We start from the raw sequence: 25242 nt of genomic DNA on the forward strand, positions 1-25242 counted from the left end.
CCTAGTCGCGGCTCGTCCAACGCCCGTCGATGCGGCTGACACCGGCGACGGGATCGGTGACGCTGAGCCGGGCTGCGAGTTCGGCGTCGTCGCCGGCGATGAAGTCGATGAGCGCGCGCAGCACGTCCGGTGGTCCCGCGACAATGCGCCCGGAGACGAGCAGCGGGTTCAGATGTGCCGTCTGAGAGTCGGCGGCCAGACTCTCAAGGGTCAGGAGTGCGGATTCGGACCGTTCGTCGAGGACCGCGCGGACGTCTGCGGCCAAAGTCGCGGTGGCGGACTCGAAGTCGCAGAGGACGAGCATCCGCAGGTGGTCGCCGAGGGTCGCCGCTTCAACTGCGGCGATGTCGACACAGGCGCGCGGCTTCGACGCCGAATGGGACAGGACCCGGTCGGTCGGAGACCGACCGGCGGCGATTCCGTGGCGCGTCCAGCGGCAGCCGATCGCGGGCAGCCGACGGCGAATCTCCTCGGCGAGGTCCTGGTCGGACGCGGAGTCGGAGACGAGCAGGAGGTGTTGCATCCAGTCTTCGATGAGCCGGGCCCAGTCATCGGTGTCGGGGTCGCGGCGGTGCTGTTCGCCGAGTCGGGCTCCGGGCGGCAGACGCAGCAGAGCGGCGTGGTGGAGGCGCAGGGCCGCATCGCAGAGTTCGGGTCGCTGCCGGCTCATCGTCTGCCAGTCCACCGATTCGGCACGGTCGCCGAGGAATCGTCGGTCCACCCATTCGAGCAGCCCGATCGTGCCCTGGCCGGGGTCGAGGATGCCGGTGATGAACTCGGTGTGCCGTTCGGCCTGGGCCGACAGCCAGTCCTGTTCCTCCCGGGTGGGTTCGGTGACCCAGACGAGGTCCGCAAAGGGCACGAGGTCGCCTTCTCTGACGAGGGCGGGGATGGACGCGGAGTAGCGGACGGAGGAGAAGAGGTCGGCGACGAGTTCCCGGTGTCGGGTCGACATCGTCGCCGGTGGGGTGGCAGTGAGTCCGAGCACCCATACGTCGGGCAGCAGGGCCATCAGGTCGGCCAGGAGCCGACCCCAGACTTCGAGCAGGTGATGGCATTCGTCGAGGATGAGCAGCGTCCGTCCCCCGGAGACGAGGTTATCGACAAGGGCCCGGCCACCAGTGGCCAGGGAGTCGAGCAGGTCGCCACCTGGTCCAGAGGCGGGGGAATCGGTTACGCGGTCCTCGAGGTCGCGGTCCGTGGTGCGAGTGTCGTCCTCACGGTCGACGGTCTCCCGTTCCGTGTCGAAGACGGCCAGGGACTGGTAGGTCAGAGCGGTGAAGGTCTGGGTGAGTTCGCGTGTGCCTCCGGCGGGAGGACGCCCCTCGCCGAGGCGGTTCCATTCCTTGGCCCATTGACCTTGGATCGCCGTATTCGGGCCGAATGCCACGACCCGCTCGACGAGCTTCCGGTCGAGCAGGTGGGTCGCGTAGTCGATGCCGACGCGGGTCTTTCCCGCACCGGGAGGCAGGACGATCCAGGATCGGCGCTCATCGGCAGCGGATCCGTCGCGCAGAGTCGCGAGCGCTTCGTCTTGGTGGCGGCGCAATGGCGGTTGCATCGCAGCCGCCTCCCGTACGTTCTCAGTCATCGCCGCGCCCGCCGAAGACGTCCGGGTCAACAGGGCGGTCCCGCTTGGACATCTTGGTCACGACAAGACAGTAGGACTCGAGGACAAGATCGTGAAGCAGTTCGGCATCGAGCCGGTCGCCGCCAGCACTGTCTCCTTCCCCGGCCACGGTGATCCAGTGCTTCTTATTCATGTGATATCCGGGTGAGATCTCCGCATAGGCGTCTGTCAGCACCTCACCGTCGAGGGGATCGATCTTGAGGTTGAGGCTCGGGACTCCGCGCAGCTCATAGGCCATCATGAACATCTTCCCGCGTACCTTGTAGACGGCGTTGTCAGGACCGAAGGGATAGTCGATCTTGACAGACGGGTACTGCATGGCCTGCTCGTGGGCCAGGCGGAGCACGGTATCGGGATCCATGCGTGGAGATTAGCAAACGGCACTGACGCAGAACCGACGACGGCTTCTCCGCACGAACTGACGATAGACTCGAATCATGCCTGAGACCACACCCCGCACCGCCCCTCACCTGCTCTTGGCCGCTCTCGGCGGCACCATTGCATCGACCGCCGATGCATCAGGCGGGGTTGCCCCAGCACTCAGCGGAGCCGAGATCGCTGCGGCCGCGGGCCTCGACCAGGTCTGGCCGGATCTGCAGGCCGATTTCACTCAGGTCGCTCAGGTCTCGAGCGCGAATGTCACCCTCGAGATGCTCTTCGACGTCGTCGATCTCGCCCGCACGTCCACGGCCGATGGCATCGTGCTGACCCAGGGCACCGACACCCTTGAGGAGTCGGCGTTCGGTCTGTGGCTGCTCAATGACTCGGGAACGCACATCGCTGCCACCGGGGCCATGCGCAATCCGACTCTGCCCGGAGCCGACGGACCGGCCAACGTCCGGGCGGCCGCGCTCACTGCCCTGTCCGACCAGGTCGGCAACCTGCCTGCATCCCTGGTGTTCAACGACGAGGTCCACGATCCGAGGTTCGTGTCGAAGTCGCACACGACGTCGACCGCGGCGTTCTCCTCCGGGCCCGTCCTCGGGGCGATCGGGTGGCTGAGCGAGGATGACCTCCACCTTCCGCACACACCCCAGACTCCGACGTCTCCGTTCGCCGGCCTGTCCCGTCCGTCCCAGCTGAGCAAGGTCGCCCTCGCCGAGGTGGGGATGGGCGAACCGGCAGAGACCCTTGATCTCATCGCCGGTTCCGGCTTCGCCGGCGCCGTGATCTCCGGTGTCGGAGGTGGGCATGTCCCCGAGGACCTGCTGCCTGCGGTGACGCGTCTGACGGAGGCGATGCCCGTGGTGCTCGCCTCCCGCGCCGGGTCGGGTGCGAGCCTGCGCCGAACCTACGGCTACCCCGGCGGAGAGATCGGCCTGCTCGAGACCGGACTCGTTCCCGCCGGAATCCTCGATGCCCGCAAGGCCCGCATCGTGCTCACCCTCGCATTGAGCTTCGGACTCGATCCCGCCGAGGTGTTCGCCCGCTTCGCGTGAGTTCGCCGAGGCACATGCCCGTCTGACCAGCAATACCGACTTCACCAACAAAAAGAGGCGGCGTCGGCCAGAACTGGCCGACGCCGCCTCCTCTGTGCGACAACTGTGATGAATCGACAGCCTCAGCTCTCGGCGCCCACAGCGACGACCATCTTGCCGAAGTTCCCGCCAGTGAGCAGATCATTGAAATATTCGGGAGCCTTGTCGAGACCGGGACGGATGTCCTCGCGGTAGCGAACCTTGCTTTCCTTGAGCCAGCCGCTCATGTCCTCAAGGAACTGCGGGGTCAGACGCTCGGCGAACTCGGTCTGGATGAATCCGCGCACGAGCAGCGACTTCGACAGGATGTTGCCCATGAGCGCTCCCGAACGGTCCGGCCCCTCGGGCAGCGAGGTGAGGTTGTAGTTGGCGACGAGACCGCACACGGGCACGCGAGCGAACGTATTGAGCCGCGGCAGCACAGCATCGAAGACCTCACCGCCGACGTTCTCAAAGTAGACGTCGATGCCCTGCGGCACCGCGTCCTTCAGCTCCTGCCGCAGGTTCCCGCTCCGGTGGTCCAGTGCCACATCGAAGCCGAGTTCCTCTAGGTGAGCGACCTTGTCCGGGCCACCGGCAATGCCGACGGCGGTGGCTCCCTTAATCTTCGCGATCTGTCCGACGACCGAGCCGACGGGCCCGGTCGCGGCGGCCACGGCCACGGTCTCGCCCTCCTTGGGCTGACCGATCTCGAGCAGACCTGCATACGCAGTGAATCCGGGCATGCCGAGCACACCGAGGTGGGTGGAGATCGGTGCGAGCTCCGGGTCGATCTTGCGCAGATGCCCGGTCGACTCCACCGAATACTCCTGCCACCCGCCGTAGCCGAGCACGATCTCACCAGCGGCGAAGCCCTCGGCATTGGATTCGACGACCTCGGACACGGTGGCACCGACCATGACATCGCCGACCTCGACGGGCTTCGCGTAGGACTTCGCGTCCGACATCCGGCCGCGCATGTACGGGTCGAGCGAGAGGTAGAGCGTGCGCAGCAGCACCTGTCCCTCGCCCGGGGTCGGCACAGGCACCTCGTCGAGCAGGTAGTTCTCCGCAGTGGGAGCGCCCACGGGGCGCGAGTTCAGGCGAATCCGATGGTTGGTCGTCATGGAGACGGTTCCTTTCAGCAGCAGATCATTCTTCACTTGTGTGCTTCATTGCGGCGACAGGTGCATCCGCGACGATCACCGATGCTGTCGGTCATAACAACCATTCTGCGGTCGCTGATGTTCCTGATCGAACGATTTTTCTGACACCGAGGCGGCCCCCAATCGGGCCTTCCCCACCAGGTCGCGGGCCACGGTCTCCCATTCGGGGTCGAAGGCCCAATCGAAATCGCCGAGGTGGTCGAGCAGATGGCTGCCATTGTCCCGGATGACTTCCGACCACTCCTTCGGCCACGCCCCGAAGTTCGCCGCCGCGGCGAGCTCGTCGACGTCCTTGAACACGGCACCGGTCGGATCGAGCCGACCGTCCGCGGCGTGCAGGGGCATCGAGGCGGTCGGAAAGGTGATGTCGAGGATGTGATCGCTGGTGAACAGCGCATCACCGCTGCGTACGTGCGTGGCCTCGAGATTGATGTACCACTCGGCCCGCACACCGCCGGGCTCAGTACGATCGACACCGTCCACAGCATCTTTGAGCAGTACCCATACGGAGAACGGAACCTTCGGCGGGACGATCTTGAGCACCCCGCGTCCCCGCCACGTGCCCTCGACATTGATCCTGGTGGGCGCCTCGGCGAGCGATCGGAACCGCGCCTTCAACGGCACATCATGGGCGTTCGTGTTCTCCCACCCGACGATGCGGGTCTCCTGCGTCGGCGTACCCCCTGCCAACCACAGAACAGAACCGGACGGCCCGTCGGCGATGACACGCATCGGTCGGGCCACCTCGGCGAGGTCGCGGTCGAAGTCGAACCGTCGGAACGTCCAGGTCACGGTCTGCCCCGGAGTCCAGAACGGCGCCTGCCCCACGGGTCTGACCTGGAGCGGGGTGGGGATCGTGAACGGATCGCGCAGGCTCATGCGGGCAGTCTATGTGTCGGGCATGGACGGCCGCTGAAGACCTGGGAGGCGAGGTCATATAGTGGGGCGATGAACGACTCCGATGACGCAGCGACTCAGACCCCCTCGGCCGCCCAGACCGCACCCACTCCCCCGACCGTGAACCCTGCCCCGGAAACGACGATCGGTCGCACCTTCGTGGTCCCGGACACGATGACCACTCCCCCGCGCACCGATGTCGAGGTCCCCGACTATATCCGCGCTCTCGGCCTGCCCGGCCTCGCTGACATCCACGTCCATTTTCTCCCGCAGAACGTGCTCGACAAGGTGTGGGAGTACTTCGACAATGCCGCGGACAACTACGGCCGCGACTGGCCGATCAATTACCGGTACGACACGGACACCCGCCTGAATATCGTCCGCGAGCTCGGCCTGCGCGCGATCCCGGCCCTGACTTACCCGCACAAACCCGGAATGGCCGCGTGGCTGAACGAATGGAACGCCGGGTTCGCCGCCGCCCACGACGACGTCATCCACTGCGGCACCCTCTATGCCGAACCCGAATCAGCCGACTACGTTCCGGCCGCGCTTGCCGCCGGGGCGAAGCTGTTCAAAGTCCACGTCCAGGTCGGTGTGTTCTCTCCCGACGACGAGGTCCTCGACCCCGCGTGGAAGGCTCTCGAAGAGGCCCGAGTGCCGATCGTCATCCACGCCGGCTCTGCTCCCCTGCCGGGCACGTACACCGGCCCGCAGGCGGTGGGCAACGTCCTCGAGCGCTTCCCGCAGCTGACCTTCGTCATCGCTCATATGGGCATGCCCGAGTACGACGAGTTCGCCGATCTCGCCGAACGTTTCGACAATGTCCATCTCGACACGACGATGTTCGCGTCCGGGTATTTCTCCGACCCCGCCGAGGTGACCCCCGCCTACCGCGAACGCTTGGCCAGGCTTGAGGACAAGGTCATCCTCGGCTCTGATTTCCCGAACATTCCCTACCCCTACGTCGACCAGATCGCAGGCCTTGCCGCCCTGGGCCTCGGCGATGCCTGGATGCGCTCGGTGCTGTGGACCAACGGCGCGAAGGTGCTCGGGCTCGACTGAGTCTCAGCCGTCGCGGGGCACTCGGTCGGCGCCGACGACCCCGGTGAGCATCTCCTCGGTGATGGGTGCGCCGCGTCGGATGACGCTGATCTGACCGGTCGATTCGAGGATCGCGCACGCCACCTCATCACGGTTGCGGATGCCGGCCGATCGCAGTTTGGCGATGAGTTCGTCATGGTCGACATGGCTCTTCGACAGATTGTCCGCGAGGATCTCGCGACCAGCCATGAGCACCACCGCCGGAGAGTTGACGACGCTGCGTACGAATCCGAAGCGCCTGCCGAATCCGCTGAGCGCCTGCAGGATCAGCAGGGTCGCCAATCCCAGAATTCCCGCGGCCAGGGTCGGAGTGTCGCCTAGGATGGACCGCCCGATGATCGCTCCCATCGCGATGATCGCGGCGACATCGAAGCTCGACAGACTCGCCAGCGTGCGCTGGCCGAAGATGCGCAGCAGCAGAATGATCCCGACGTAGAAGACGACGCACGAGACGACGACCCTGACCGCGTCGACCCCGTCGAGCCCGAATTCCATCCAATCCATGAGAACCTCCGGACAGGATGATACCGCCACCGAGGCGGCCCGCCCCGGATCTCAGACCGAGCGCAGCCATTCGTCGACGGCAGCCCCGGACGCCACGCGGGCGGACCCGCAGTCGAGTCCGCCCGTGCGCCGGTCGTTTTTCAGTTCTGGTTGACCGTGACCCTGCCGGTGTCGGCTGTGGCCGAGATCGGTACGAGGGTCTTGCCCTCGGCTTCCTTAGGATCGTCCGCCACATCGTACTTCTTCAGATCGGAGGCGAGGTCGACGGTGCCGTCGTTGGACTTCGCGTTGATCCGGTAGAAGAAGTCCTCATCCAGCTCTTCCGAGGTGAGATTGAGATTCGGCACTCGCAGCTCGATCGAGCCTTCTTCGGTCTTCGCGATGATTCCGCCGGTGGGCATCGCCTGATTGGTGAAGTCGAGGTCGACGGTTCCCGTCGAACTGACCACGTCGATGCGGTCGCTGACGGTGAGGTTCTCACCTTCGATGGCACCGACCCCGGTCTTGGCCGACACGGTCCCGAATTCTCCGTCCAGGTAGGTCGCGCCCCAATCGCTCGTGGTCCGCACCTTCTGTGCCGAACCGGTCACACTCGCGGTGCCACCGCCGGTGTCGGCGTTGATCTCGGCGAAGTCACCGGTGACATCGAACCGGCCGTAGTTGCCGTCGAAGTCCAGGGCGAGGTCTTTCGCCTCTGTGGTCGGGATGGTGACGGTCAGCCGGGTGTTCTCGAGTTTCCCACCGTTCTTCACGGCCACCTCGGCGGTATCGGCGCGGCTGTCGACCTCGAGGTTCGCGGAGCTGTCCCGGGGACCGGTGCCGGTGAGCTTTGCGGTCGCCTCGGCGACGTCGGCGGTCTTGATCTCGACGGCACCGCCGGAATCGAGGCCGATCTTGAGTTCCTTCATCGCCTTCGGCAGCGGTTCGTTCGCTTCGATCCGCCCGTAGTCGAGGCGGGAGGCGCCTTGGGCGGTGCTGACGATGACGGGGATGAGGAGGACGACGGCGGCGAGGATGATCAGGACCGCGCGCAGACCGACGCGGGCGGATTCGCTGATGCGGACTGTGGCAGGCATTCTAAGCTCCGAGGAATGTGAGGACGGCGAGGACGCGGCGGTTCTCCGAGGTGTCGGCGGTGAGGCCGAACTTCGTGAACACCGAGGAGATGTGCTTCTCAACGGCACCGGCGCTGAGGTAGAGGGTGCGGGCGATCGCGGCATTGGACTTGCCTTCGGCCATGAGCTGGAGGACTTCGAGTTCGCGGGGGCTCAGGGTCGACAGTCCGTCCTTCTTGCGTGTGCGCACGAGGATCTGGGACACGACCTCCGGGTCGAGGACGGTGCCGCCTCCAGCCACCTCGTCGACGGCGGTGAGGAAGTCTTCGACGTCGGCGACACGGTCTTTGAGCAGGTAGCCGAAGCCGCCGGTGTTCTCGGCGATGAGTTCGGACGCGTACTGCTCCTCCACGTACTGGCTGAACACGAGGACCTTGACGTCCGGGTTCTGCTTGCGGATGAGGACGGCGGCGCGAATGCCCTCATCGGTGAACGTCGGCGGCATGCGCACGTCGATGACGGCGAGGTCAGGCGGGTCGTTGTGGACGACTGCGAGGAGTTCGTTGGCGTCGGGCACGGCGGCGATGACCTCGTGTCCGGCATCGGCGAGCAGCCTTTCGAGTCCGGCTCGCAGAACGGCAGAGTCTTCAGCGATTACGATGCGCATGGCACCTCCACAACTACAGTCGTCGGCCCACCTGCGGGGCTGGTCAGGTTCAGTGTGCCACGTGCGGCTTCGACCCGGTCGATGAGACCGGCGATCCCGGTGTGACGGCCGGTGCGGTCGACACGGGCACCGCCGTGGCCGTTGTCGGTGACGACGATCTGCACGCCGGTCTCGATCGGGGCGATGAACACGCTGGCGCGAGTGGCGCCGGAGTGTTTGGCGATGTTCGTCAGGCATTCGGCGACGACGAAGTAGGACACGGCTTCGGCTTCGCGCCCGATCCGGCCGTCGAGACGGACATCGACGTCGACGGGGATCGTCGATCGTCCGGCCAGTGCGGACACGGCGGCGTCGAGTCCGCGGTCGGTGAGGACGGCGGGGTGGATTCCGCGGGCCAGCTGGCGGAGTTCGTTGACGATGCCCTTGGCTTCGGTGTGGGCTTCGGCCACGAGTTCCTTCGCCTTCTCCGGATCGGAGTCGATCTTCGTCTTCGCCATCCCCAAGGTCATGGTCAGGGCGACGAGGCGGGGCTGGGCTCCGTCGTGGAGGTCGCGTTCGATGCGCAGACGTTCGGCGGCGGCCGCTTCAAAGCCGGCCATGCGGGCCCGGTCGAGTTCGGTGACTTCGGCCTGCAGCGCCACGGTGCGGGCCGGTGCGAGCAGGGCACGGTCGAGGGCGCGGTCGAGCAGCGGGGCGAACCACAGGATGGCCAGGGAGCTGGCGAGGACGATGACGGAGCCGATGGCCACACCGATGCGGGCCGACCCGTCGATGGACTCTCCGATGAAGAAGGTGTTGACTCCGTGCGGGTTGATGGCCGCGAAGATGCCGAAGATCGATCCGCAGATGCCTGCGAGGGTGCCGGCGACGACGATCGCCCCGAGGAGCATCTTGATGTAATGGTGGGCGGTCGAGCGCCAGAAGGCACCGGATTTCACCTGCAGCCAGCGGTTGTGGAGGAACCGACCGAAGCCGGGGTCGCGATTGCTGCTTTCGATCTTCGGGACGGGGATCTTATCGGAGTAGATGAGTTCGGCCCGGTAGCGTTCGGCGTTGTTCGCGCCCTGCTGGACGAGGACCCAGACGAGGAGGGCGAGGACGCCGAGGCCGAGGGCGAAGATTCCGCCGATTCCGGTGAACAGGAGTCCAAGCGGGATCCACGCCCAAATCACGGCGAGGACGGCGGAGAGCACGAGGTTCGCGACGCCGATGATTCCGGTGGGGCGTTTGGGCCAGGTGATCGGGCCGTCGGCGGGGATCTCGGTGACTTCGTCCCGGCTGAGCGGCAGTGAGCCGGTGACCGGGGCGTAGGCGACGGGTTCGGTGCGCTGCCTCCCTCGCCGAGGTGGTCGTGGGGGTGGCATCGGAGGCGGCCCCTGGCGGGGTGGTCGATGTTGGCGCGGTTGCTGGGGCTGCCCCGGTTGGTGGGGTTGCTGTCCGGCGGGGCCATAGGAGGCCGGGGCCGAGGGGTAGGTGCGAGGACCGGAGTGGCTGGGTGCTGAGGCGCGGTTCGGAGATGCGAGGTGGGCCGCTGGAGCCTGTCCGGGCGGCGGAGTCTGCCCGGTTTGCGGAGTCTGTGGGGCCTGCGGCCCCTGCTCATAGACGCGGGTCGGCGCTTGTGCGCACTGCCTGGTCGGCTGCTGGGGATCCTGCGACTGTCCATAAGCCTGCGACTGCTGCGGGTACTGGCGAGTCGAACCGGAAGCGGACGGCACGTCGAGATCGAGCGGCTTGGTCCGGAACTCTCCGGCCTGGCTGGCCGTCGGCTCAGCTATCTCTGTGGTCGGCGGGGCGTTGACGATCGCCTCGGCGCTGATGGATTCTTCGCGTTCACCGGCGCTGGGGGCCGCCTCGGTGTCGGGGATCTGAGGCTCCACCGGATCGGTGCCGTGCGGCTCCTGATCGTGCGGGTTCTCGGGGGTCTTCTCACTCATAGCAATAACGCTACGGGAGTGACGTCGCGGCCAACAGCACGAAGACCTCCGACCCCGCATCGGGTTTTCCCCCGCGGCAGTGACCGGCCCCACCCTTCGCCATCGTCAGCGACAGAACACCCCGGTGACGGCTGATTGCGCCGTTACCGACGCATCACACCGCTGCAACGGTAGGACGAGTCTCTGACGATGGCTCGCGGTCCGAGTCGCCCGCGGCACCGTTGGCCGAAGCCGCACCTCCACCGACAGCTCCCGCCGTCGCGTCGAGGGCCTGCGCGAGGTCGGCGAGGATGTCGTCGATGTCCTCGATGCCGACCGAGAGGCGGATGAACGCCCCGTCGATGCTCAGCTCGCAGTCGGCCACGGCCAGGTGCGTCATCGTCGCGGGATGATCGATGAGGGACTCGACTCCGCCGAGCGACTCGGCCAGGGTGATCAGCTTCGTGCTCTTCACGAGCGCCAGCGCACGCTCCTCGGTGTCGGTGCGCAGGGAGACCACTCCCCCGAACCCGTTCATCTGCGCCTTCGCGACCTCATGACCCGGGTGGGAAGGCAGTCCGGGGTAGAGCACCTCGGCGATCTCATCGCGTGTCTCCAGCCATTCGGCCACGGCCTGCGCGTTCTCGCAGTGGGCCTTCATCCGCACCGGCAGGGTCTTGATCCCGCGCCGGGTCAGCCACGCGTCGAAGGGGGCGATCCCCAGGCTCACGGAGGCCAGGTGGCTCTCGAGACGCCCGACCACCTCGGCGGCGCGGGCGCAGGTGGTGCCGTCACCGGCGAGCACGGCACCGCCGATGACATCGGAATGGCCATTGATGAACTTCGTCGTCGAGTGGATGACGAGATCGGCGCCCAGGTCGAGCGGGCGCTGCAGGATCGGGGTCGCGAACGTCGAGTCGACGGCCAGCAGCGCGTTCGCCTCGTGCGCGAGCCGAGCGGTCTCGGCGATGTCGACGATGTCGAGGCCGGGGTTGCTCGGGGTCTCGACCCAGATGATCGCGGTGTTGTCGTTGATGGCGGCGGCGAGCGCCGCAGTGTCGGTGAGATCGACGGTGCGGATGACCACGCCCCACCGTTCGTATTCGTTCTTCAGCAGACGGTGCGTGCCGCCGTAGACGTCGCGGGGAATGATGATCTCATCACCGGGCCCCAGCAGCGCGGAGAACACGGCCACTTCGGCGGACGTGCCTGAGTTGACCGCGGCTGCGAACGTCGCATTCTCGAGTTCGCACAGTGCCTCTTCGAGGTCGCTGCGGTTCGGGGTGCCGGTGCGCGCGTAGTCGAAGCCTGCGCGAGTGTCGCCCGGGGTGTCCATCATGAAGGTCGAGGTCTGGAAGATCGGAGCCACAACCGAACCGGTGTGCGCTTCGGGCATAGCCCCCGAGTGCACCGATCGGGTCGAGATTCCGGCGGGTGTTGTGGGCTCGGTGGCAAATGAACTCACGGCGGATCCTTCCTTCACTGATGGTGACCGCTGCTTCTGCGGTCACCATCAGTCTGCTCTGCCGTGGACCCCACGCGCGCGCTCCATGACGCGCGCGGTCATTCCACGTCATAATGTCCGTCATCTTTCGACGCAGAACGTCACCATCACCCGCCGAGTCGGCTCGCCGTCCCATGTGACCGTGGCCCTACCGACGCCCGTTCTTCGCCGAGGCGGCTCACTGTCCCGGGTGCCCGGCCCCCGCGGCGACCGGTCTCGGCCGTTCACCCGGCGAGGAGCTCCCGACGGTCGGACGCCGCCGACACAGCGTCGAGAATCGCCGAGGCGATGCGCTCGTTGTCAGCGAATACCGACGCACCCGTGTGCGGACGACAGCAGGTTCTCCAGCGGTCGGTCGGGGTGAGACAGGTCGAACAGATCCGCCGAGTCGGTGAGGACCTCCCGCGCCGAGGTAGCGGTCGTCGCGAATCCGGCACGGTCTCTCACTGCATCGGCCTGACTGGACTGGCCCTCGTCCTCGTTCCATGGCTCCCAGTCGTTCTGGCGAGAACGTCGACGGCAATGCGGGCACCGGCGAGGACTGCCAGGGACAGTCTCTCCCCCGCCGACCGATACTTCCGAGGGATACCGTCCACCGGTCACCTCAAACTCGCCGCGGCCGATCGTGTGAGAATGGCGGTGAGCACGCCCGACCACGCGGCCGACTCGCTCGGCGACAGACGCCGAGCCCGGGCCCGCCGGTAAAAGGAGAGAACCGTGACGATCGCCTTCGCGAAGACCTCACTGCCCATCATCGGTGCCCCCATGGCCGGTGGGACGACGACACCCGAACTCACCGAAGCGGTCGCCCGGGCCGGCGGATTCCCATTCGTCGCTGGCGGCTATCTCACCGCCGAGGCTCTCGCTCCTCTCGTCGAGAGGATGCGTGAAGCGACCTCGAACTTCGGCGTCAATCTCTTCGCTCCGAATCCCGTTCCCGTCGATCGAGAGGCTTTCGACGACTTCGTCAGTGCGCTCGAACCGGCCGCTGCCGCCCGCGGGATCACGCTCGAACCCGAACCGGTTGAGGATGACGACCATTTCGACGACAAGCTCGACTGGCTCACCGAGCACCCCGTCCCCCTGGTCTCGCTGACGTTCAATCTGCCCACCGCCGAGGCGGTCGACCGCCTCCACGCCGTCGGCACTCAGGTCGTCGCCACCGTCACCTCGGTCCCCGAGGCCCGTGCGGCCTCCGAAGTCGGGGTCGACGGGCTCATCGTCCAGGGGCCGCGTGCCGGCGGACATTCGGGTACGGCCGATCCGACGCGGACCATCGAGGACCGCGCGACCGTCGATCTCGTCCGTGACATCCTCGCCGAGGTGGACCTGCCCGTGGCAGCCGGAGGCGGAGTCGACGGTGAGGCAATGGTGGGTGACCTCCTCGGTGCTGGGGCGAGCGCCGTCGTCGTCGGCACCCTGCTGCTGCGCTCCGACGAGGCGGGCACAACACCGACGCATCGGGCCGCACTCGCCGCCGACGAGTTCACGGAGACGCGGCTGACCAGGGCGTTCACGGGACGGCCGGCGCGGGCACTGGTCAATGACTTCGTGCGGACGTTCGACTCGATCGCCATCGACGCGTACCCGGCGGTGCACCATCTGACGAAAGAGTTCCGCGCCGCGGCGAAGAAGGCCGATGACCCGCACGGCCTGCACCTGTGGGCCGGGACCGGCTACCGCAGCGCCCAGGAAGGATCGGCGGAGACCATCGTCAAGAACCTCGGCGCCGGATTCGCCCGCGAGTAGTCAACGAGCCGGCGTACCCCGCACACGCCCCTCTCCGAACCGCGCCGCTCAGCTCCCGGTGACGACCAACCCGGAGTCGTCGGCGGCGACGACGATCTGGGTACGGTCGCACAGTCCCAGCTTCGACAAGATCCTCGAGACGTGAGTGTTCACGGGGACGGACGCGGGTGGGCACGGCCACCTCGGCGGAGGTTTCGGCATCAGGGGATGCGCGAACGCGTCGAAGCCTTGGACGGGAGCCTGCAGGTGGGGCCGACTCAACACCGCCTCAGGTACGTGTCGAGCATCCGGTGCCATACTGGAAATCCCCTCCTGCTTTCCCTTCTGGAAGGACTGTCGCCCCATGTCACAGCCGCCTCCCGCCGCTTCTGCACCTCCGCCCTCGTCGGCAACCGCCTCGGCGTCGGATCCGAAGGCACCGAGACGATCGGTGCGTATCCTGCGGCGCACGATCGCCATCGTCATCGTCGTGGCCTTCAGCCTGGCAGCGGCCGGCGGGATCATCGTCCTCCTCGGCGACATCGAGTCCGAAACGACGTATAAAGTCATCGGCACCACGGCTCTGACCGGCGCCGTCAGTGTCGCAGCGTTCTGCGGCGCCACGCTCATCGGTCGCCGGACCCAGTGGTTCGGAATCGTCACGATCGGCATGGCTGCAGTCACGATGGCGCTGAGTCTGTGGTTCCTCTGGGGTGATCCATTGGGTGGACCGGATAACTACGATGTCTGGGACTTCCTGTTCAAAACCCTGTCCTCGTTCGCACTCCTCACCGCTGTCGCCTCGATATCCGCGCTCATTCTGCTGTTGGTGCCCCGGTCCTGGATGGTGCGGATCGGGCTGCCGATCACGCTCGGCCTGCTTGGCCTCGGCACGAGCCTGGTTCTCGTCACGATCTGGGTGGAGTCGGCGTGGGAACTCGAGTGGCTGACCCGCCTCAACGGGATCGTGTGGATCCTCGCCGCACTCGGGGTCGTCGTCGTGCCGCTGACCTCGCTGCTGCTCAGGGCCGGGTCGAAGCCTGCGCGCGCCGACCGCGCCGGCGAGACGTCAGCCCGATCGACTCAACCGTCGTCGTCCGAGCCGTCGTCCCAACCGGCGCCGGCCCTGTCGCCTTCGACGCTCGATCGCATCAACGCCGCTGCGCGGGCCGAGGGCATCACTGCAGATGAGCTCATCGATCGGCTTCTGACCGCGGAGCCTCGAACCCCTTCGGCAGACGAGAGTCGATGAAACCTGCGACGAAGGCGCCGAGGACGAGCAGGATGAGGAGCGCGATCATGCCGGCGAAGTTCGACAGCACGGGGTTCTTGAAATCGAACAGTCCCGGCCAGATGGCGTAGACGACCACACAGCACACGCCCACGAATCCGAACACGTTGAGCGTCGCCTGGCCCGTGGACCGTGCGCGCTTCCCGCTGTGCTTTGAGGCTTTCTCTTCGGGGGTGCCGAACTCGGCGTCGGGTGTCGTCCCTGCCGCCTCCGCTCTGTCTTTGACCTCGTGGAGGACGGTGAGGACCTGGTCTTCTTCACACCCGCGCTTGCGCAGGTTCTGGGCGAGCTCGCTGTAGTAGCTCATGACAGGTTCGCTTTCGTTTCGGTGTCGGCGTTCACGTCGCTGTCCACCGCGGTTTCCTCGTTCTCTGGGCTGTCCCCGCTGGGACGCCTCGGTTCACGGTCGGTCGGGCCGCCTCGGCGAAAGGACGATCCGCTTCGGCGGCGATGATCGAGGACGACGACGGTGCCGAAGATGATCGGAGCCGCGATCGACATGACGACCTCCATCGTCGGTGCGCTCGTCGCATTGAGGTCGGCACCGGCGAGCAAACCCAGACCGAACGCGAAGACGTTGTTGACGATGTGGAAGGCGATTGCCGCCTCGAGACCGCCGGTGATGATGGTCAGGGTGCCGACGATGACGGCGAAGATGCCGACGTCGATGAGTCCCGGCAGGTCGTAAAGGTGGCCAGCGACGAACATCGGCACGGGGATGAGCACGGCCCACGCGGGGTGGCGCAGCCATGAGCCGATGATGTTCATGGCCAGGCCGCGGAAGACGATCTCCTCGGCCGTCGCCTGGAAGGGAACGAGGAGGATGATTGCGATGAGCATGGCGAGCACTTGGCTGTTCCATACGATTCCCGAGGTCAGGTTGCCCATCGCTCCGTCGGAGAAGATGACCATGACGATCGCGCAGACCACCCATACGGCCGCGCCGACCAGCAGATAAAGGCCGAGCCGCCCCCATCGCATGCCGCCGCGGAGCGAGAACATCGAGGAGAACAAGCGCCGGTAGATGCATAAGGTCGCGAGCTCGGCGGTCGGCCACATGAGGATCACGCTGATGAGTCCGAAGAGGATGCCGGTGGTCGTGTTCATGTCGATGAGCTGGTCCGACCACGCGTTGAAGTCGCTGTCGGCGCCGAGGGCGAACAGTGCCCAGAGGAAGAAGCCGACGAAGAGGACGACTATTGCGATGAGGTAGAACACCGCGGCCAGGACGGCCACGAGGAGCGGTTTGTACCACCGGTTGCCTGGCAATGCGGCGAACTGACGATGGTAGTGCAGTGTGTGGGGTTGAGTTCTCATGTCTCCACCCTTTCGAAACCGGCGGCCGCCCACCATCGGTCAAGGGCATGATTCATGTCATCCGATCGGATGAATGCGCCTGTCAGAAGTCCTTCGGCCGGGTCCCGGCAGCCCCGGCGACGGACACATCTCATCCTTTCGGACGACAGATTCCCGGCCCTCACCCCGGTAGGCTCGAAGGGTGACACCTCGCCCCGCCCGCCGCTCTCTCGCGCATGCCCTGATCTGGACAGGCATCTCCGCGGTCATCGGCGTGCTCCTCCTCATCATCGTCGTCGGAATCGAGTGGCCGGACCTCGACAGTGCAGCAGCCCAGGATGACGCTCTCTTCTTCGAGTTCCTCATCCACCTCGTCTTCGGTTTCATCGCCCTCCTCTGTCTGCCATTCGTCCTCTTCTGCGACGGACGCCGAGTTCCGCGCAAGCAGCTGCGGCCGAAGGTCCTGGCCGCAGAGAAGCTGCGCGAATTCCTCACCGTCACCGGTCACGGCGGTGAGGACTTCCTTGCCGTCGACGGTTCGGTAGAGTCGCTTCAGCGCCGCACAGGTGGCTGGATTCCCATCGTTCTCGGAATCATCGGGATCTTCTGCGGGACGATCAGTGCCATGGGTGCGGCCGCCGCATCGATCATCATCGTGTCCTTGTCGGCCCGACGCAGCTGGTCGCTCGACTTCGTCGCCCTCATCGCCGCTCTGGCCGCGTTCTCTTCGACGTTCCTCCTCACTCCGCAGGCGGCGGGAGCCTTCGAGCTTCCCATCTTCGTCTTCGGCGGCGTCATCTACGCCGTGTTCGTCATCATCGGTGTCATCCGCGGATCTCGTGAGCAGGGCTTCATCGATTCCGCCGCGCAGAACCTGCTGCGCGGACGCTCCCGGCAGGACCGTGCCATCGCCGAGGTGCGCCGCGGTATCGCCCGCGACATGCACGATTCGCTGTCCCACCACCTCTCCGTCATCGCGATGTACTCCGGTGCCCTGTCCGTGCGGGCGGACCTCGACCCCGACGAGGTCCGTGAAAGCGCCCGCCTCATCGCCGATGCGGCCCGCCGCTCCGGCGTCGAACTCCGGGAGGTGCTCACCATGCTCCGCAGCGACGATCAGGGCACGGTCATCGACCCCGACATCGACCGCCTCGTCGCGGCCAGGGGCGACACCGCCGAGCTGCGTTACCTCGAGCCGGTGACTGCCGCGGCGCTCCACCGGTGCGGGGCGCTTGAGCGCACGACGATCTACCGCTTCGTCCAGGAGGCGATCACGAACGCGGTCAAGCACGCCCCGGGCCAGACGGTGACGATCAAGGTCGGCTTCGACGAGGTCGACGGTCACCTCGTGCTCGTCGCCAGCAATCCGCACACAGGTCTGGCCCCGGCCTTCCGCGCCGGAGCGCAGCAGCTCGTCTCCGGATCCGGGTTGGGACTGCTCGGCCTGCGGGAGAGAATGGAGGCCATGGGCGGCGATCTCACCGTGACGACCACTCCGGAGTTCACCCTCCGTGCCCGCATCCCCGTCGATGCCGACATCGTCTCCGACGGCGACGCTCTGGGTATGACCGAATCGACCGATTCCCCCGACGAGCAGGAGACGCAGCCATGAGCATTCGGGTTCTCATCGCCGACGACGAATCGCTCATGCGCTCGGGCCTCAGGCTCCTCCTCGGCGCGGCGACCGATATCGACGTCATCGCCGAGGCAGTCGACGGTGTCGAAGCCATCGACCTCGCCCGCCGACTGAGTCCCGACCTCGTGCTCATGGACATCCGGATGCCCCGGCTCGACGGACTCGAAGCCGCACAGACCCTGTTGAGCGAGCCCGAACACCCGCAAGTGCTCATGCTCACGGCCTTCGGCACCGACGATTTCATCCACCGCGCCCTGCAGTCCGGGGCGGCCGGTTACATCCTCAAGGACACCCCACCGGAAGAGCTCATCAACGCCGTTCGCGCGGCTGCCGACGGCACCCGCACCCTGTCGGCGACCGCCCTGGCCACGTTGATGTCGTCCCGTCCGGCCGCCTCGGCGCCGAGTGTGGATCCGCTGGCAAATCTGTCGACCAGGGAACGGGAGATCGCCGAGGCGGTCGCGCAGGGTATGACGAACGCGCAGGTGGCGCGGTCGCTGTTCGTCTCGACGGCGACGGTGAAGACCCACTTGGCGCGCATCTTCGACAAGCTCGAGGTGACCTCGCGGGTGCAGCTGGCGCTGCTCGTCAACGCCCGCCGCTGACAATTCCACTCAACAGCAGAGCCGCCCCTCCGCGACTGCGGAGACGGGCGGCTCTGTCGGTTGGGCGATCCTCGGCGAGGAATTCCTCGGGGAAGGAGGGCATCCTCGGTGATGGTGTCAGCCGATCATTTCGGGGCCATGCGGATGGCGCCATCGAGGCGGATCGTCTCCCCGTTGAGCATCGGGTTGGCGACGATCGATTCGACGAGCTGGGCGTACTCGGCGGGCTTGCCCAGGCGGGCCGGGTGCGGCACGGACTTGCCGAGGGATTCCTGCGCCTCGGCGGGCAGACCGGCCATCATCGGGGTCTCGAAGATGCCGGGGGCGATGGTGACGACGCGGATGAGGCTGGCGGCGAGCTCGCGGGCCATCGGCAGGGTCACCGCGGCCACGGCGCCCTTGGACGCCGAGTAGGCGATCTGGCCGATCTGGCCGTCGAAGGCCGCCACCGATGCGGTGTTGATGATGACTCCGCGCTCTTCGCCGTCCGCTTCCTGGTTCTGCATGGCTGCGGCGGCGAGGCGGCAGACGTTGACGGTGCCGACGATGTTGATGTTCAGCACCTTCTGGAATGCTTCGAGCGGCAGCGGGCCCTTGCGGGAGACGAGCTTTCCGGGGGTGGCGACACCGGCACAATTGACGACCACACGGAGGGCGCCGAGCCCGGTGGCGGTGTCGACGGCGGCCTGAACCTGTTCTTCGTTCGTCACATCGGCGGTGACGAAGTGGGCGGAGTCGCCGAGTTCGGCGGCGGCCTGCTGTCCCACCTCGGCGTTGAGGTCGACCATGACGACCTGGGCTCCGGCGGCCAGGAGGCGTTCGGTGGTGGCGCGGCCGAGACCGGAGGCTCCGCCGGTGACGAGGGCGACGGTGTTCGTGAGATCCATGAGTGTCCTTTGCATCGCAGAGTGAACGATTGATCACTGCGACTCTAACGCAGATGTGGGGACGGTCACTGTGCGCGGTCGGGTAGGGCCGCCTCGGCGAGGGATTGCTTTGAGGACGGCGACGGTCGACGCGGGGACGACAAAGCCCGCCGGTCGGGCGATCGGCGGGCCTGACTCAGCTCAGCTGCGCGGGCGGGCTCAGGCGGCCTGCTCCTCGGCGCCGGCTTCGCGCACGGACTTCAGTGCCTCACCCCAGGCGACGATGTCGTCGACCATGGAGGCGAACGGGGCGGCCGAGACCTCGGTCGGGGCGAACGTGCCGTCGGCGACGTCGGTGAAGATCGAGAACGACGCCTGGTCGCGGACGACGGCGAGCTTGTAGTTCGCGAGGATGTGGCGCAGGTGCTCAGCGGCGCGCACTCCCTTGTCGGCGCCGTAGTTAACGATGCCAGCGACCTTGTGGTTGAACTCGGTGGCGACGAAGTCGAGGGCGTTCTTCAGCGAGCCGGAGATCGAGTGGTTGTACTCAGGGGTGACGAAGATGAAGGCGTCGAACTCTTCGAGCTTCGCGCCCCAGGCCTTCGTGTGGTCGTTGGCGTACATCTTCGCACCGGCGGGGATCACCTCGTCGAGGAGGGGCAGGTCGAAGCTGCCGAAGTCGACGACCTCGGCTCGGACGTCATCATTGGAAGCCAGCTGCTGCTCGACCCAGCTCACGATCTGCGGGTTGAGCGCCTGCGGGCGGGAAGTTCCGGGAATGATGGCAATGTTGAGCATATGCGTCCTCAAATCGTTGAGCGGTGCCCACCGGCCGGGCGGCCATGGCGGTCGAGTTCACGGGCCGAGCCTGCGACCTCGGCGAACCGAGTCGGCTGCAACTCCACCGTGGCCAACATTGTTGAACACTCAATCATTCCCGGACAGAGAGTGACGCTGGTCACCGGTTGAGGCTGGGTCAGGTCACTGACCAGGCACTGCTCGATCACTGTTCCGGTGACGGAGCCATACGAAGTCCGCGACCCGTCGCAACGGACGCCGAACACGGTGATACCGTAATTCCCCGCGAAATCAGGCCCGCAGAGACCACCGGTCGTGTATGGTCGTTGGGCAAGTGAAAGACTGTTCGTTAAAAAGTCGGCTTCGACCAAAAACTAGGCAAGGAGTCCGGTCATCGTGCGCTCAACCAACGGCCGCAACAATATTCTCCGCTCGGCCCGGGACACCTTCGCGGACAAAGGATTCGACGGCGCGTCCATCCGCGACATCGCGCAGACAGCAGGCCTGAGCCTCTCTGCGCTCTACTACTACTTCCCGTCCAAACAGGAAGCGCTCTACGAACTCGTCCACACAGCGTATACCTGGTACGTCGAACACTGCCGGGCGGTCATCAGTGACGTCGATGACGATCCTGTCGACCAGCTGGCCGTGGCGGTGCGCTACCTCGCCCGCTACCGGATGGAGAACGTCTCGGTCTCCACCGTGCTGCTGCGCGACACCGAACGGCTCACCGGCGACAACGCCGTCCGCGTCAAGGGACTCCAGCGGGAGGCTCGCGAGATCATGGGCGATATCGTCCAGCCAGGCATGGACTCGGGTCAGTTCCACGTCAGCAGTGCGGCTCTGGCCACTCGCGCCATCCACTCGATCTGCAACTCGCTCTCGCTGTGGTACCGGCCGACGGGTGACCTGACGCCTGACATGATCGAGCGCGACTTCACTCAGTACTCGATGCGCATCCTCGGAATCGACCCCGACGAGGCCGAACTCGACCGCCTGCTGGCCCTGCCGGTCAACCAGGCCGGAATGCTCGACTTCATCGCCGACACCAACTGACCCCTTACTACCTGACGGCGGCGCAGCAACCTCGCGCGAGGTTGCTGCGCCGCCGTCAGGTAGTAATTAGGGAGTGGTGCGGAGGGTTCTTGCCAGTTCGCGGCGTTCCGCCTGCTCGGCCGGGTCCGGGACCGGCAGGGAGGCGATGAGGCGCTTCGTGTAGTCGTTGTCCGGTGACCCGAGCACCTGCTCGCCCGTGCCCTCTTCGACCAGCTCGCCGTGGAAGAGCACCCCGATGCGGTCGGAGAGCATGTCGACAACGGCGAGGTCGTGGCTGATGAACAGCGCCGCGAAGTCGAAGCGGTTCTGCAGCTCGACGAAGAGCTCGAGCACCTTCGCCTGCACGGACACGTCGAGCGCGGAGGTCGGTTCATCGGCGATGAGCAGCTCCGGATCGAGCGCCAGACCGCGCGCCAGCGACGCCCTCTGCCGCTGGCCGCCGGAGAGCTCATGCGGATATCGTGCCGCATACGCCTTCGGCAGCTGCACGGAGTCGAGGAGTTCGAGCACTCGCTGCGACCGGTCGGACGGACTCATCTCCCGCCGGTGGATCGCGAACGGTTCGGCGATGCACTCCCCGATCGACAGATGGGGGTTGAATGAGGCCGCCGGGTCCTGGAACACGAATCCGATCCGTCGCCGGATCTTCGAGAACTCACGCTCCTTGAACCCGACCATCTCGTGCCCGAGCACTTCGAGACTGCCGCCGCTGGCCCTGGTCAGGCCCGCGATCGCGCGTCCGATCGTGGTCTTGCCCGATCCCGATTCACCGACGAGTCCGTAGACCTCGCCGGCCTTGATGTCGAAGCTGACCTTCTTCACGGCGTGGAAATCCGACTTGCCGAACCCTCCTGGGTAGACGATGTCGAGCCCGCGCGCGGTCACGATCGATTCGCGCGCGTCCCTTTTCTTCGCCGAGGCGGTCCCCGCCGAGGTCTCCCTCGCTGAGTCGGTACGTGGCGAGTCTGTGCCGGCCGCCTCGGGGTCCGTCGTCGACGGATCCCCCGTGGCCGCACCGGTCTGTGCTCCCGCCTCGGCGGCGGCCGCCTTGCGACTGCCGGCCACGGTCGACCCGATCCGCGGCACAGCGGCGAGCAGTTCGCGAGTGTACTGCTCCTGCGGATCGTTGAAGAGCTGTTCGACCGACGAGACCTCGACGAGGTCTCCGCGCAGCATCACGGCCACCCGATCGGCGAGGTCGGCGACGACGCCCATGTTATGGGTGATGAGCACGATGGCAGTGCCCGTCTCGTCGCGCAGTTCGCGCAGCAGGTCGAGGATCTCCGCCTGCACGGTGACGTCGAGGGCGGTGGTCGGTTCGTCGGCGACGATGAGCTTCGCCCCCAGGGCCAACGCCATCGCGATGACGATGCGCTGCTTCTGCCCGCCGGAGAACTGGTGCGGGTAGTAGTCGAAACGGCTTTCGGCATCGGGAATTCCGACCCGCTGCATCGCCCTGACGACGCGCGCCTTGAGGTCGGCCCTGCTCGCCTTCCGATCATGCGCGCGCAGACCTTCGGCGATCTGCCACCCGACCGTGTAGACGGGATTGAGCGCGGTCGACGGCTCCTGGAAGACCATCGCCACATCCCGGCCGCGCATGGCTCGCAGCTCATCTGCGGAAACGCTGAGCACGTTCGCACCCGAGATGACGACAGCACCAGAGCGCTCCGCCGTCTCGGGCAGCAGGCCGAGGATGGACCGGGCGGTCACGGTCTTGCCCGACCCCGACTCGCCCACGATCGCCAGCACCTCACCGGGCGAGACGGACAGCGACACGTCCTTGACGGCGTGAACGTCGCCGCCGTCGGTGGAGAAGGTGACGTCGAGACCGTCGACGTCGAGGATGCTGCCCGTCGCCGAGGCGGTCTGCTCGTGTTTCTGCTTGCTCATGCCGTGACCTCCGCGGGCTTGACGTTCTTGACCTTGGCTTTGCGTCGTACGCGCAGACGCGGGTCGTTGAGGTCGTTCATCGACTCACCGACCAGGGTGATTCCCAGCACCGTGAGCACGATGGCCAGGCCTGGGAACACCGCCGTCCACCACACACCGGAGGTGACGTCCGGCAGCGCCTTGTTGAGGTCGTATCCCCATTCCGACGCCGAGGTGGGTTCGATTCCGAAGCCCAGAAACCCGAGCCCGGCGAGAGTGAGAATCGCCTCGGAGGCGTTGAGTGTGAAGATCAACGGCAGGGTGCGGGTGGCGTTGCGGAAGATGTGCTTGGAGATGATGCGCGCCTTCGAGGCACCGAGCACGATCGCCGATTCGACGAAGGGTTCGGCCTTCAGCCGCAGGGTCTCGGCCCGCACCACGCGGAAGTACTGCGGAATGAAGACGACCGTGATCGAGAACGCGGCCGCCGCGATTCCGCCCCAGGCACTCGATTGTCCGCCGGAGATGGCGATCGACATGACCAGTGCCAGCAGCAGGGTCGGGAATGCGTAGACGGCATCGGCGATGACGACGAGGATGCGGTCGAGCCAGCCGCCGATGTAGCCGGAGATGAGTCCGAGGATGACACCGGCGAACAGGGACATGACCACGGCCACGACGATGACGGCGACTGCGGTCTGCGCGCCCCAGACGACACGGGAGAAGACGTCGTAGCCGCCGACCGTGGTGCCCCAGATATGGGTGCCGCCGGGGGGCAGCTTCGACCCGAAGTTGCCTTCGGAGGTGCCCAGCTGGTTGAAGCCGTAGGGGGCGATGAGAGGAGCGAAGATCGCGCAGATGATGACGATTCCGCTGAGGATGAGTCCGGTGATGAGCATTCCGCGCTGCAGGCCGACGGACTGGCGCAGATGGGAGACGATCGGCAGGCGGGAGAACCAGGATTTCTTGGCTCTCTCGTCGAACGCCACTGCCGGTGCTCCGGAGCCGGGAGCCGCCTCGGCGAAAGTCTGGGTCGGCTCATCCGGGCCTGGGTTCTGCGAGTTGTCTGGAGTGGACATCAGTACCTCACTCTCGGGTCGATGAATGCGGCGATGACGTCGACGAGGAAGTTCGTGACCGCGACGATGACGGCGAGGAACACGACGATTCCCTGGACGGCCACGAAGTCGCGGGCGGTGAGGTACTCGGCGAGTTTGAAGCCGAGCCCCTTCCATTCGAACGTCGTCTCGGTGAGCACGGCTCCGGCGAGCATGAGCGCGATCTGCATGCCCATGACCGTGATGATCGGGATCAGCGCCGGGCGGTAGGCGTGCTTGGTGACCAGGCGGTATTCGGAGATTCCGCGGGAGCGGCCGGAGTCGATGTACTGCTGTTCGAGCGTGCCGATGAGGTTCGTGCGCACGAGCCTGAGGAACACTCCTGCGGTGAGCACGCCGAGGGCGATCGCCGGCAGCACCGCATGGGCGAGCACGTCGGCCACGACGGAGAAGTTGCCGATGCGCAGGGCGTCGATGAGATAGAAGTGCGTGGGCCCGACGACACCGGACATGATGTATTCGGTCTCCGTGGTGCCACGGCCGGCGACGGGCAGGATCGGCAGGAAGACGCCGAAGATGAGTTTGAGGATCATGCCGGCGAAGAACACCGGGGTCGCGTAGCCGAGGATCGCGAGCACGCGCAGCGCGGCGTCGGGGGCCTTATCGCGGTGGTAGGCGGCGAGCATGCCCAGCGGGATGCCGAGGATGAACGCGACGATGAGCGCGTAGAAGACGAGTTCGACGGTCGCTGCCCCGTAGTTGAGCAGGATCGACGACACCGGCTGCCCGTCGGAGACCGCGGTGCCGAAGTCGCCTTTGAACAGGTTGCCCAGGTATTCGAAGTACTGGACGAGGATGGGCCGGTCGTAGCCGGCGGCGTGGACGCGCTCGGCCAGCTGCGCCTTCGTCAGGCGTCCGCCCAGCGCTGCGGTGATCGGGTCACCGGTGATGCGCATGAGGAAGAACACCAAAGTGGTGAGAATGAAGATCGTGGGAATGATGAGGAGGAAGCGGATGAGGACGTAACGTCCCAGTCCGCCCCCAGCGGGCTTTTTGACCGCGACCGAAGTCTCGGCGGCCTCAGCCCCTGGTTCGCTGATGGCAGCAGACATGTGTTCCTTCTGGGATGTGTTTCGATGCGC

The 25242-nt window shown here is 66.3% G+C and carries 23 protein-coding genes; 7 read left to right on the plus strand and 16 right to left on the minus strand.

Annotated elements, in window-relative coordinates:
• Nucleotide 1 precedes the first annotated feature (1 nt).
• Together BLIN9172_RS12205 and BLIN9172_RS12210 are read right to left on the minus strand one after the other, a co-directional pair.
• Entirely contained in the window at nucleotides 2-1591 is a 1590-nt protein-coding gene (locus BLIN9172_RS12205) for a DEAD/DEAH box helicase (protein ID WP_101555318.1), read from the minus strand.
• Nucleotides 1584-1991, minus strand: a complete 408-nt coding sequence (locus BLIN9172_RS12210) for an MmcQ/YjbR family DNA-binding protein (protein WP_101555319.1) — start codon at nucleotides 1989-1991, stop codon at nucleotides 1584-1586. Before BLIN9172_RS12210 ends, BLIN9172_RS12205 begins: the two co-directional genes overlap by 8 nt.
• Nucleotides 1992-2067: 76 nt before the next feature.
• On the opposite strand from BLIN9172_RS12210, the gene BLIN9172_RS12215 reads away from it, so the two are divergent.
• Nucleotides 2068-3069: an asparaginase gene (locus tag BLIN9172_RS12215; protein ID WP_101555320.1), complete on the plus strand. Its 1002-nt coding sequence runs from the start codon at nucleotides 2068-2070 to the stop codon at nucleotides 3067-3069.
• Between the two features lie 122 nt (nucleotides 3070-3191).
• On the opposite strand, the gene curA is transcribed toward BLIN9172_RS12215, so the two are convergent.
• Together curA and BLIN9172_RS12225 are read right to left on the minus strand one after the other, a co-directional pair.
• Nucleotides 3192-4214 (minus strand): NADPH-dependent curcumin/dihydrocurcumin reductase, encoded by a 1023-nt coding sequence (gene curA / locus BLIN9172_RS12220; RefSeq protein WP_101555370.1) that lies wholly within the window; start codon nucleotides 4212-4214, stop codon nucleotides 3192-3194.
• Between the two features lie 75 nt (nucleotides 4215-4289).
• Entirely contained in the window at nucleotides 4290-5132 is an 843-nt protein-coding gene (locus tag BLIN9172_RS12225; protein WP_101555321.1) for a ribonuclease FAU-1 family protein, read from the minus strand.
• Nucleotides 5133-5201: 69 nt separating this feature from the next.
• Between BLIN9172_RS12225 and BLIN9172_RS12230 the strand changes: the two genes are divergently transcribed.
• Nucleotides 5202-6212 carry an amidohydrolase family protein gene (locus tag BLIN9172_RS12230; protein WP_308297965.1) on the plus strand — a complete coding sequence of 337 codons (1011 nt, stop codon included), beginning with the start codon at nucleotides 5202-5204 and terminating at the stop codon, nucleotides 6210-6212.
• 3 nt (nucleotides 6213-6215) lie between these two features.
• Here BLIN9172_RS12230 and BLIN9172_RS12235 read toward each other — a convergent pair whose 3' ends face one another.
• The 5 genes from BLIN9172_RS12235 to BLIN9172_RS12255 form a co-directional block, all read right to left on the minus strand.
• The gene (locus BLIN9172_RS12235) at nucleotides 6216-6755 is read right to left on the minus strand and encodes a DUF421 domain-containing protein (protein ID WP_101555322.1); all 540 of its coding nucleotides are present in this window, start codon (nucleotides 6753-6755) and stop codon (nucleotides 6216-6218) included.
• A gap of 140 nt (nucleotides 6756-6895) precedes the next feature.
• A complete protein-coding gene (locus tag BLIN9172_RS12240; protein ID WP_101555323.1) occupies nucleotides 6896-7831 on the minus strand; it encodes a DUF4097 family beta strand repeat-containing protein in 936 nt (311 codons plus the stop codon).
• Nucleotide 7832: 1 nt separating this feature from the next.
• Nucleotides 7833-8477: a response regulator transcription factor gene (locus BLIN9172_RS12245; RefSeq protein ID WP_101555324.1), complete on the minus strand. Its 645-nt coding sequence runs from the start codon at nucleotides 8475-8477 to the stop codon at nucleotides 7833-7835.
• Entirely contained in the window at nucleotides 8465-10411 is a 1947-nt protein-coding gene (locus BLIN9172_RS12250; RefSeq protein WP_101555325.1) for a sensor histidine kinase, read from the minus strand. Before BLIN9172_RS12250 ends, BLIN9172_RS12245 begins: the two co-directional genes overlap by 13 nt.
• 154 nt (nucleotides 10412-10565) lie before the next feature.
• Nucleotides 10566-11855 carry a trans-sulfuration enzyme family protein gene (locus tag BLIN9172_RS12255; RefSeq protein WP_101555326.1) on the minus strand — a complete coding sequence of 430 codons (1290 nt, stop codon included), beginning with the start codon at nucleotides 11853-11855 and terminating at the stop codon, nucleotides 10566-10568.
• Nucleotides 11856-12611: 756 nt separating this feature from the next.
• Between BLIN9172_RS12255 and BLIN9172_RS12260 the strand changes: the two genes are divergently transcribed.
• Both BLIN9172_RS12260 and BLIN9172_RS12270 read left to right on the plus strand, forming a co-directional pair.
• Complete coding sequence (locus BLIN9172_RS12260; RefSeq protein ID WP_101555327.1) at nucleotides 12612-13643, plus strand: NAD(P)H-dependent flavin oxidoreductase; 1032 nt, start codon at nucleotides 12612-12614, stop codon at nucleotides 13641-13643.
• Nucleotides 13644-13986: 343 nt separating this feature from the next.
• Nucleotides 13987-14874: a hypothetical protein gene (locus BLIN9172_RS12270; protein WP_101555328.1), complete on the plus strand. Its 888-nt coding sequence runs from the start codon at nucleotides 13987-13989 to the stop codon at nucleotides 14872-14874.
• Here the strand turns inward: BLIN9172_RS12270 and BLIN9172_RS12275 are convergent.
• Entirely contained in the window at nucleotides 14816-15220 is a 405-nt protein-coding gene (locus tag BLIN9172_RS12275; protein WP_101555329.1) for a hypothetical protein, read from the minus strand. The genes BLIN9172_RS12270 and BLIN9172_RS12275 overlap by 59 nt on opposite strands.
• The gene (locus BLIN9172_RS12280; RefSeq protein WP_170286909.1) at nucleotides 15217-16230 is read right to left on the minus strand and encodes a CPBP family intramembrane glutamic endopeptidase; all 1014 of its coding nucleotides are present in this window, start codon (nucleotides 16228-16230) and stop codon (nucleotides 15217-15219) included. The genes BLIN9172_RS12275 and BLIN9172_RS12280 overlap by 4 nt, the downstream gene beginning before the upstream one ends.
• 181 nt (nucleotides 16231-16411) lie before the next feature.
• Between BLIN9172_RS12280 and BLIN9172_RS12285 the strand changes: the two genes are divergently transcribed.
• Nucleotides 16412-17821 (plus strand): sensor histidine kinase, encoded by a 1410-nt coding sequence (locus BLIN9172_RS12285; protein WP_101555331.1) that lies wholly within the window; start codon nucleotides 16412-16414, stop codon nucleotides 17819-17821.
• Entirely contained in the window at nucleotides 17818-18450 is a 633-nt protein-coding gene (locus tag BLIN9172_RS12290) for a response regulator (RefSeq protein WP_101555332.1), read from the plus strand. The genes BLIN9172_RS12285 and BLIN9172_RS12290 overlap by 4 nt, the downstream gene beginning before the upstream one ends.
• Nucleotides 18451-18575: 125 nt before the next feature.
• On the opposite strand, the gene BLIN9172_RS12295 is transcribed toward BLIN9172_RS12290, so the two are convergent.
• Both BLIN9172_RS12295 and BLIN9172_RS12300 read right to left on the minus strand, forming a co-directional pair.
• Entirely contained in the window at nucleotides 18576-19337 is a 762-nt protein-coding gene (locus BLIN9172_RS12295; RefSeq protein ID WP_101555333.1) for a 3-hydroxyacyl-CoA dehydrogenase, read from the minus strand.
• Between the two features lie 198 nt (nucleotides 19338-19535).
• A complete protein-coding gene (locus BLIN9172_RS12300) occupies nucleotides 19536-20114 on the minus strand; it encodes an NADPH-dependent FMN reductase (RefSeq protein ID WP_101543990.1) in 579 nt (192 codons plus the stop codon).
• Nucleotides 20115-20510: 396 nt separating this feature from the next.
• Here BLIN9172_RS12300 and BLIN9172_RS12305 point away from each other — a divergent pair, with 396 nt between their 5' ends.
• A complete protein-coding gene (locus tag BLIN9172_RS12305; protein ID WP_101555334.1) occupies nucleotides 20511-21170 on the plus strand; it encodes a TetR/AcrR family transcriptional regulator in 660 nt (219 codons plus the stop codon).
• Nucleotides 21171-21236: 66 nt separating this feature from the next.
• Here the strand turns inward: BLIN9172_RS12305 and BLIN9172_RS12310 are convergent, their stop codons facing one another.
• Genes BLIN9172_RS12310 through BLIN9172_RS12320 form a run of 3 tightly spaced genes read right to left on the minus strand, consistent with a single transcriptional unit; the run spans nucleotide 21237 to nucleotide 25212 of the window.
• Nucleotides 21237-23063, minus strand: coding sequence for a dipeptide ABC transporter ATP-binding protein (locus BLIN9172_RS12310; protein WP_101555335.1), 1827 nt, complete (start codon nucleotides 23061-23063; stop codon nucleotides 21237-21239).
• Nucleotides 23060-24121 carry an ABC transporter permease gene (locus BLIN9172_RS12315; RefSeq protein ID WP_240812109.1) on the minus strand — a complete coding sequence of 354 codons (1062 nt, stop codon included), beginning with the start codon at nucleotides 24119-24121 and terminating at the stop codon, nucleotides 23060-23062. Before BLIN9172_RS12315 ends, BLIN9172_RS12310 begins: the two co-directional genes overlap by 4 nt.
• Entirely contained in the window at nucleotides 24121-25212 is a 1092-nt protein-coding gene (locus tag BLIN9172_RS12320) for an ABC transporter permease (RefSeq protein ID WP_101555336.1), read from the minus strand. The genes BLIN9172_RS12315 and BLIN9172_RS12320 overlap by 1 nt, the downstream gene beginning before the upstream one ends.
• Nucleotides 25213-25242: the final 30 nt, after the last annotated feature.

The organism is Brevibacterium linens ATCC 9172 (assembly GCF_900169165.1).
Taxonomy (GTDB): domain Bacteria; phylum Actinomycetota; class Actinomycetes; order Actinomycetales; family Brevibacteriaceae; genus Brevibacterium; species Brevibacterium linens.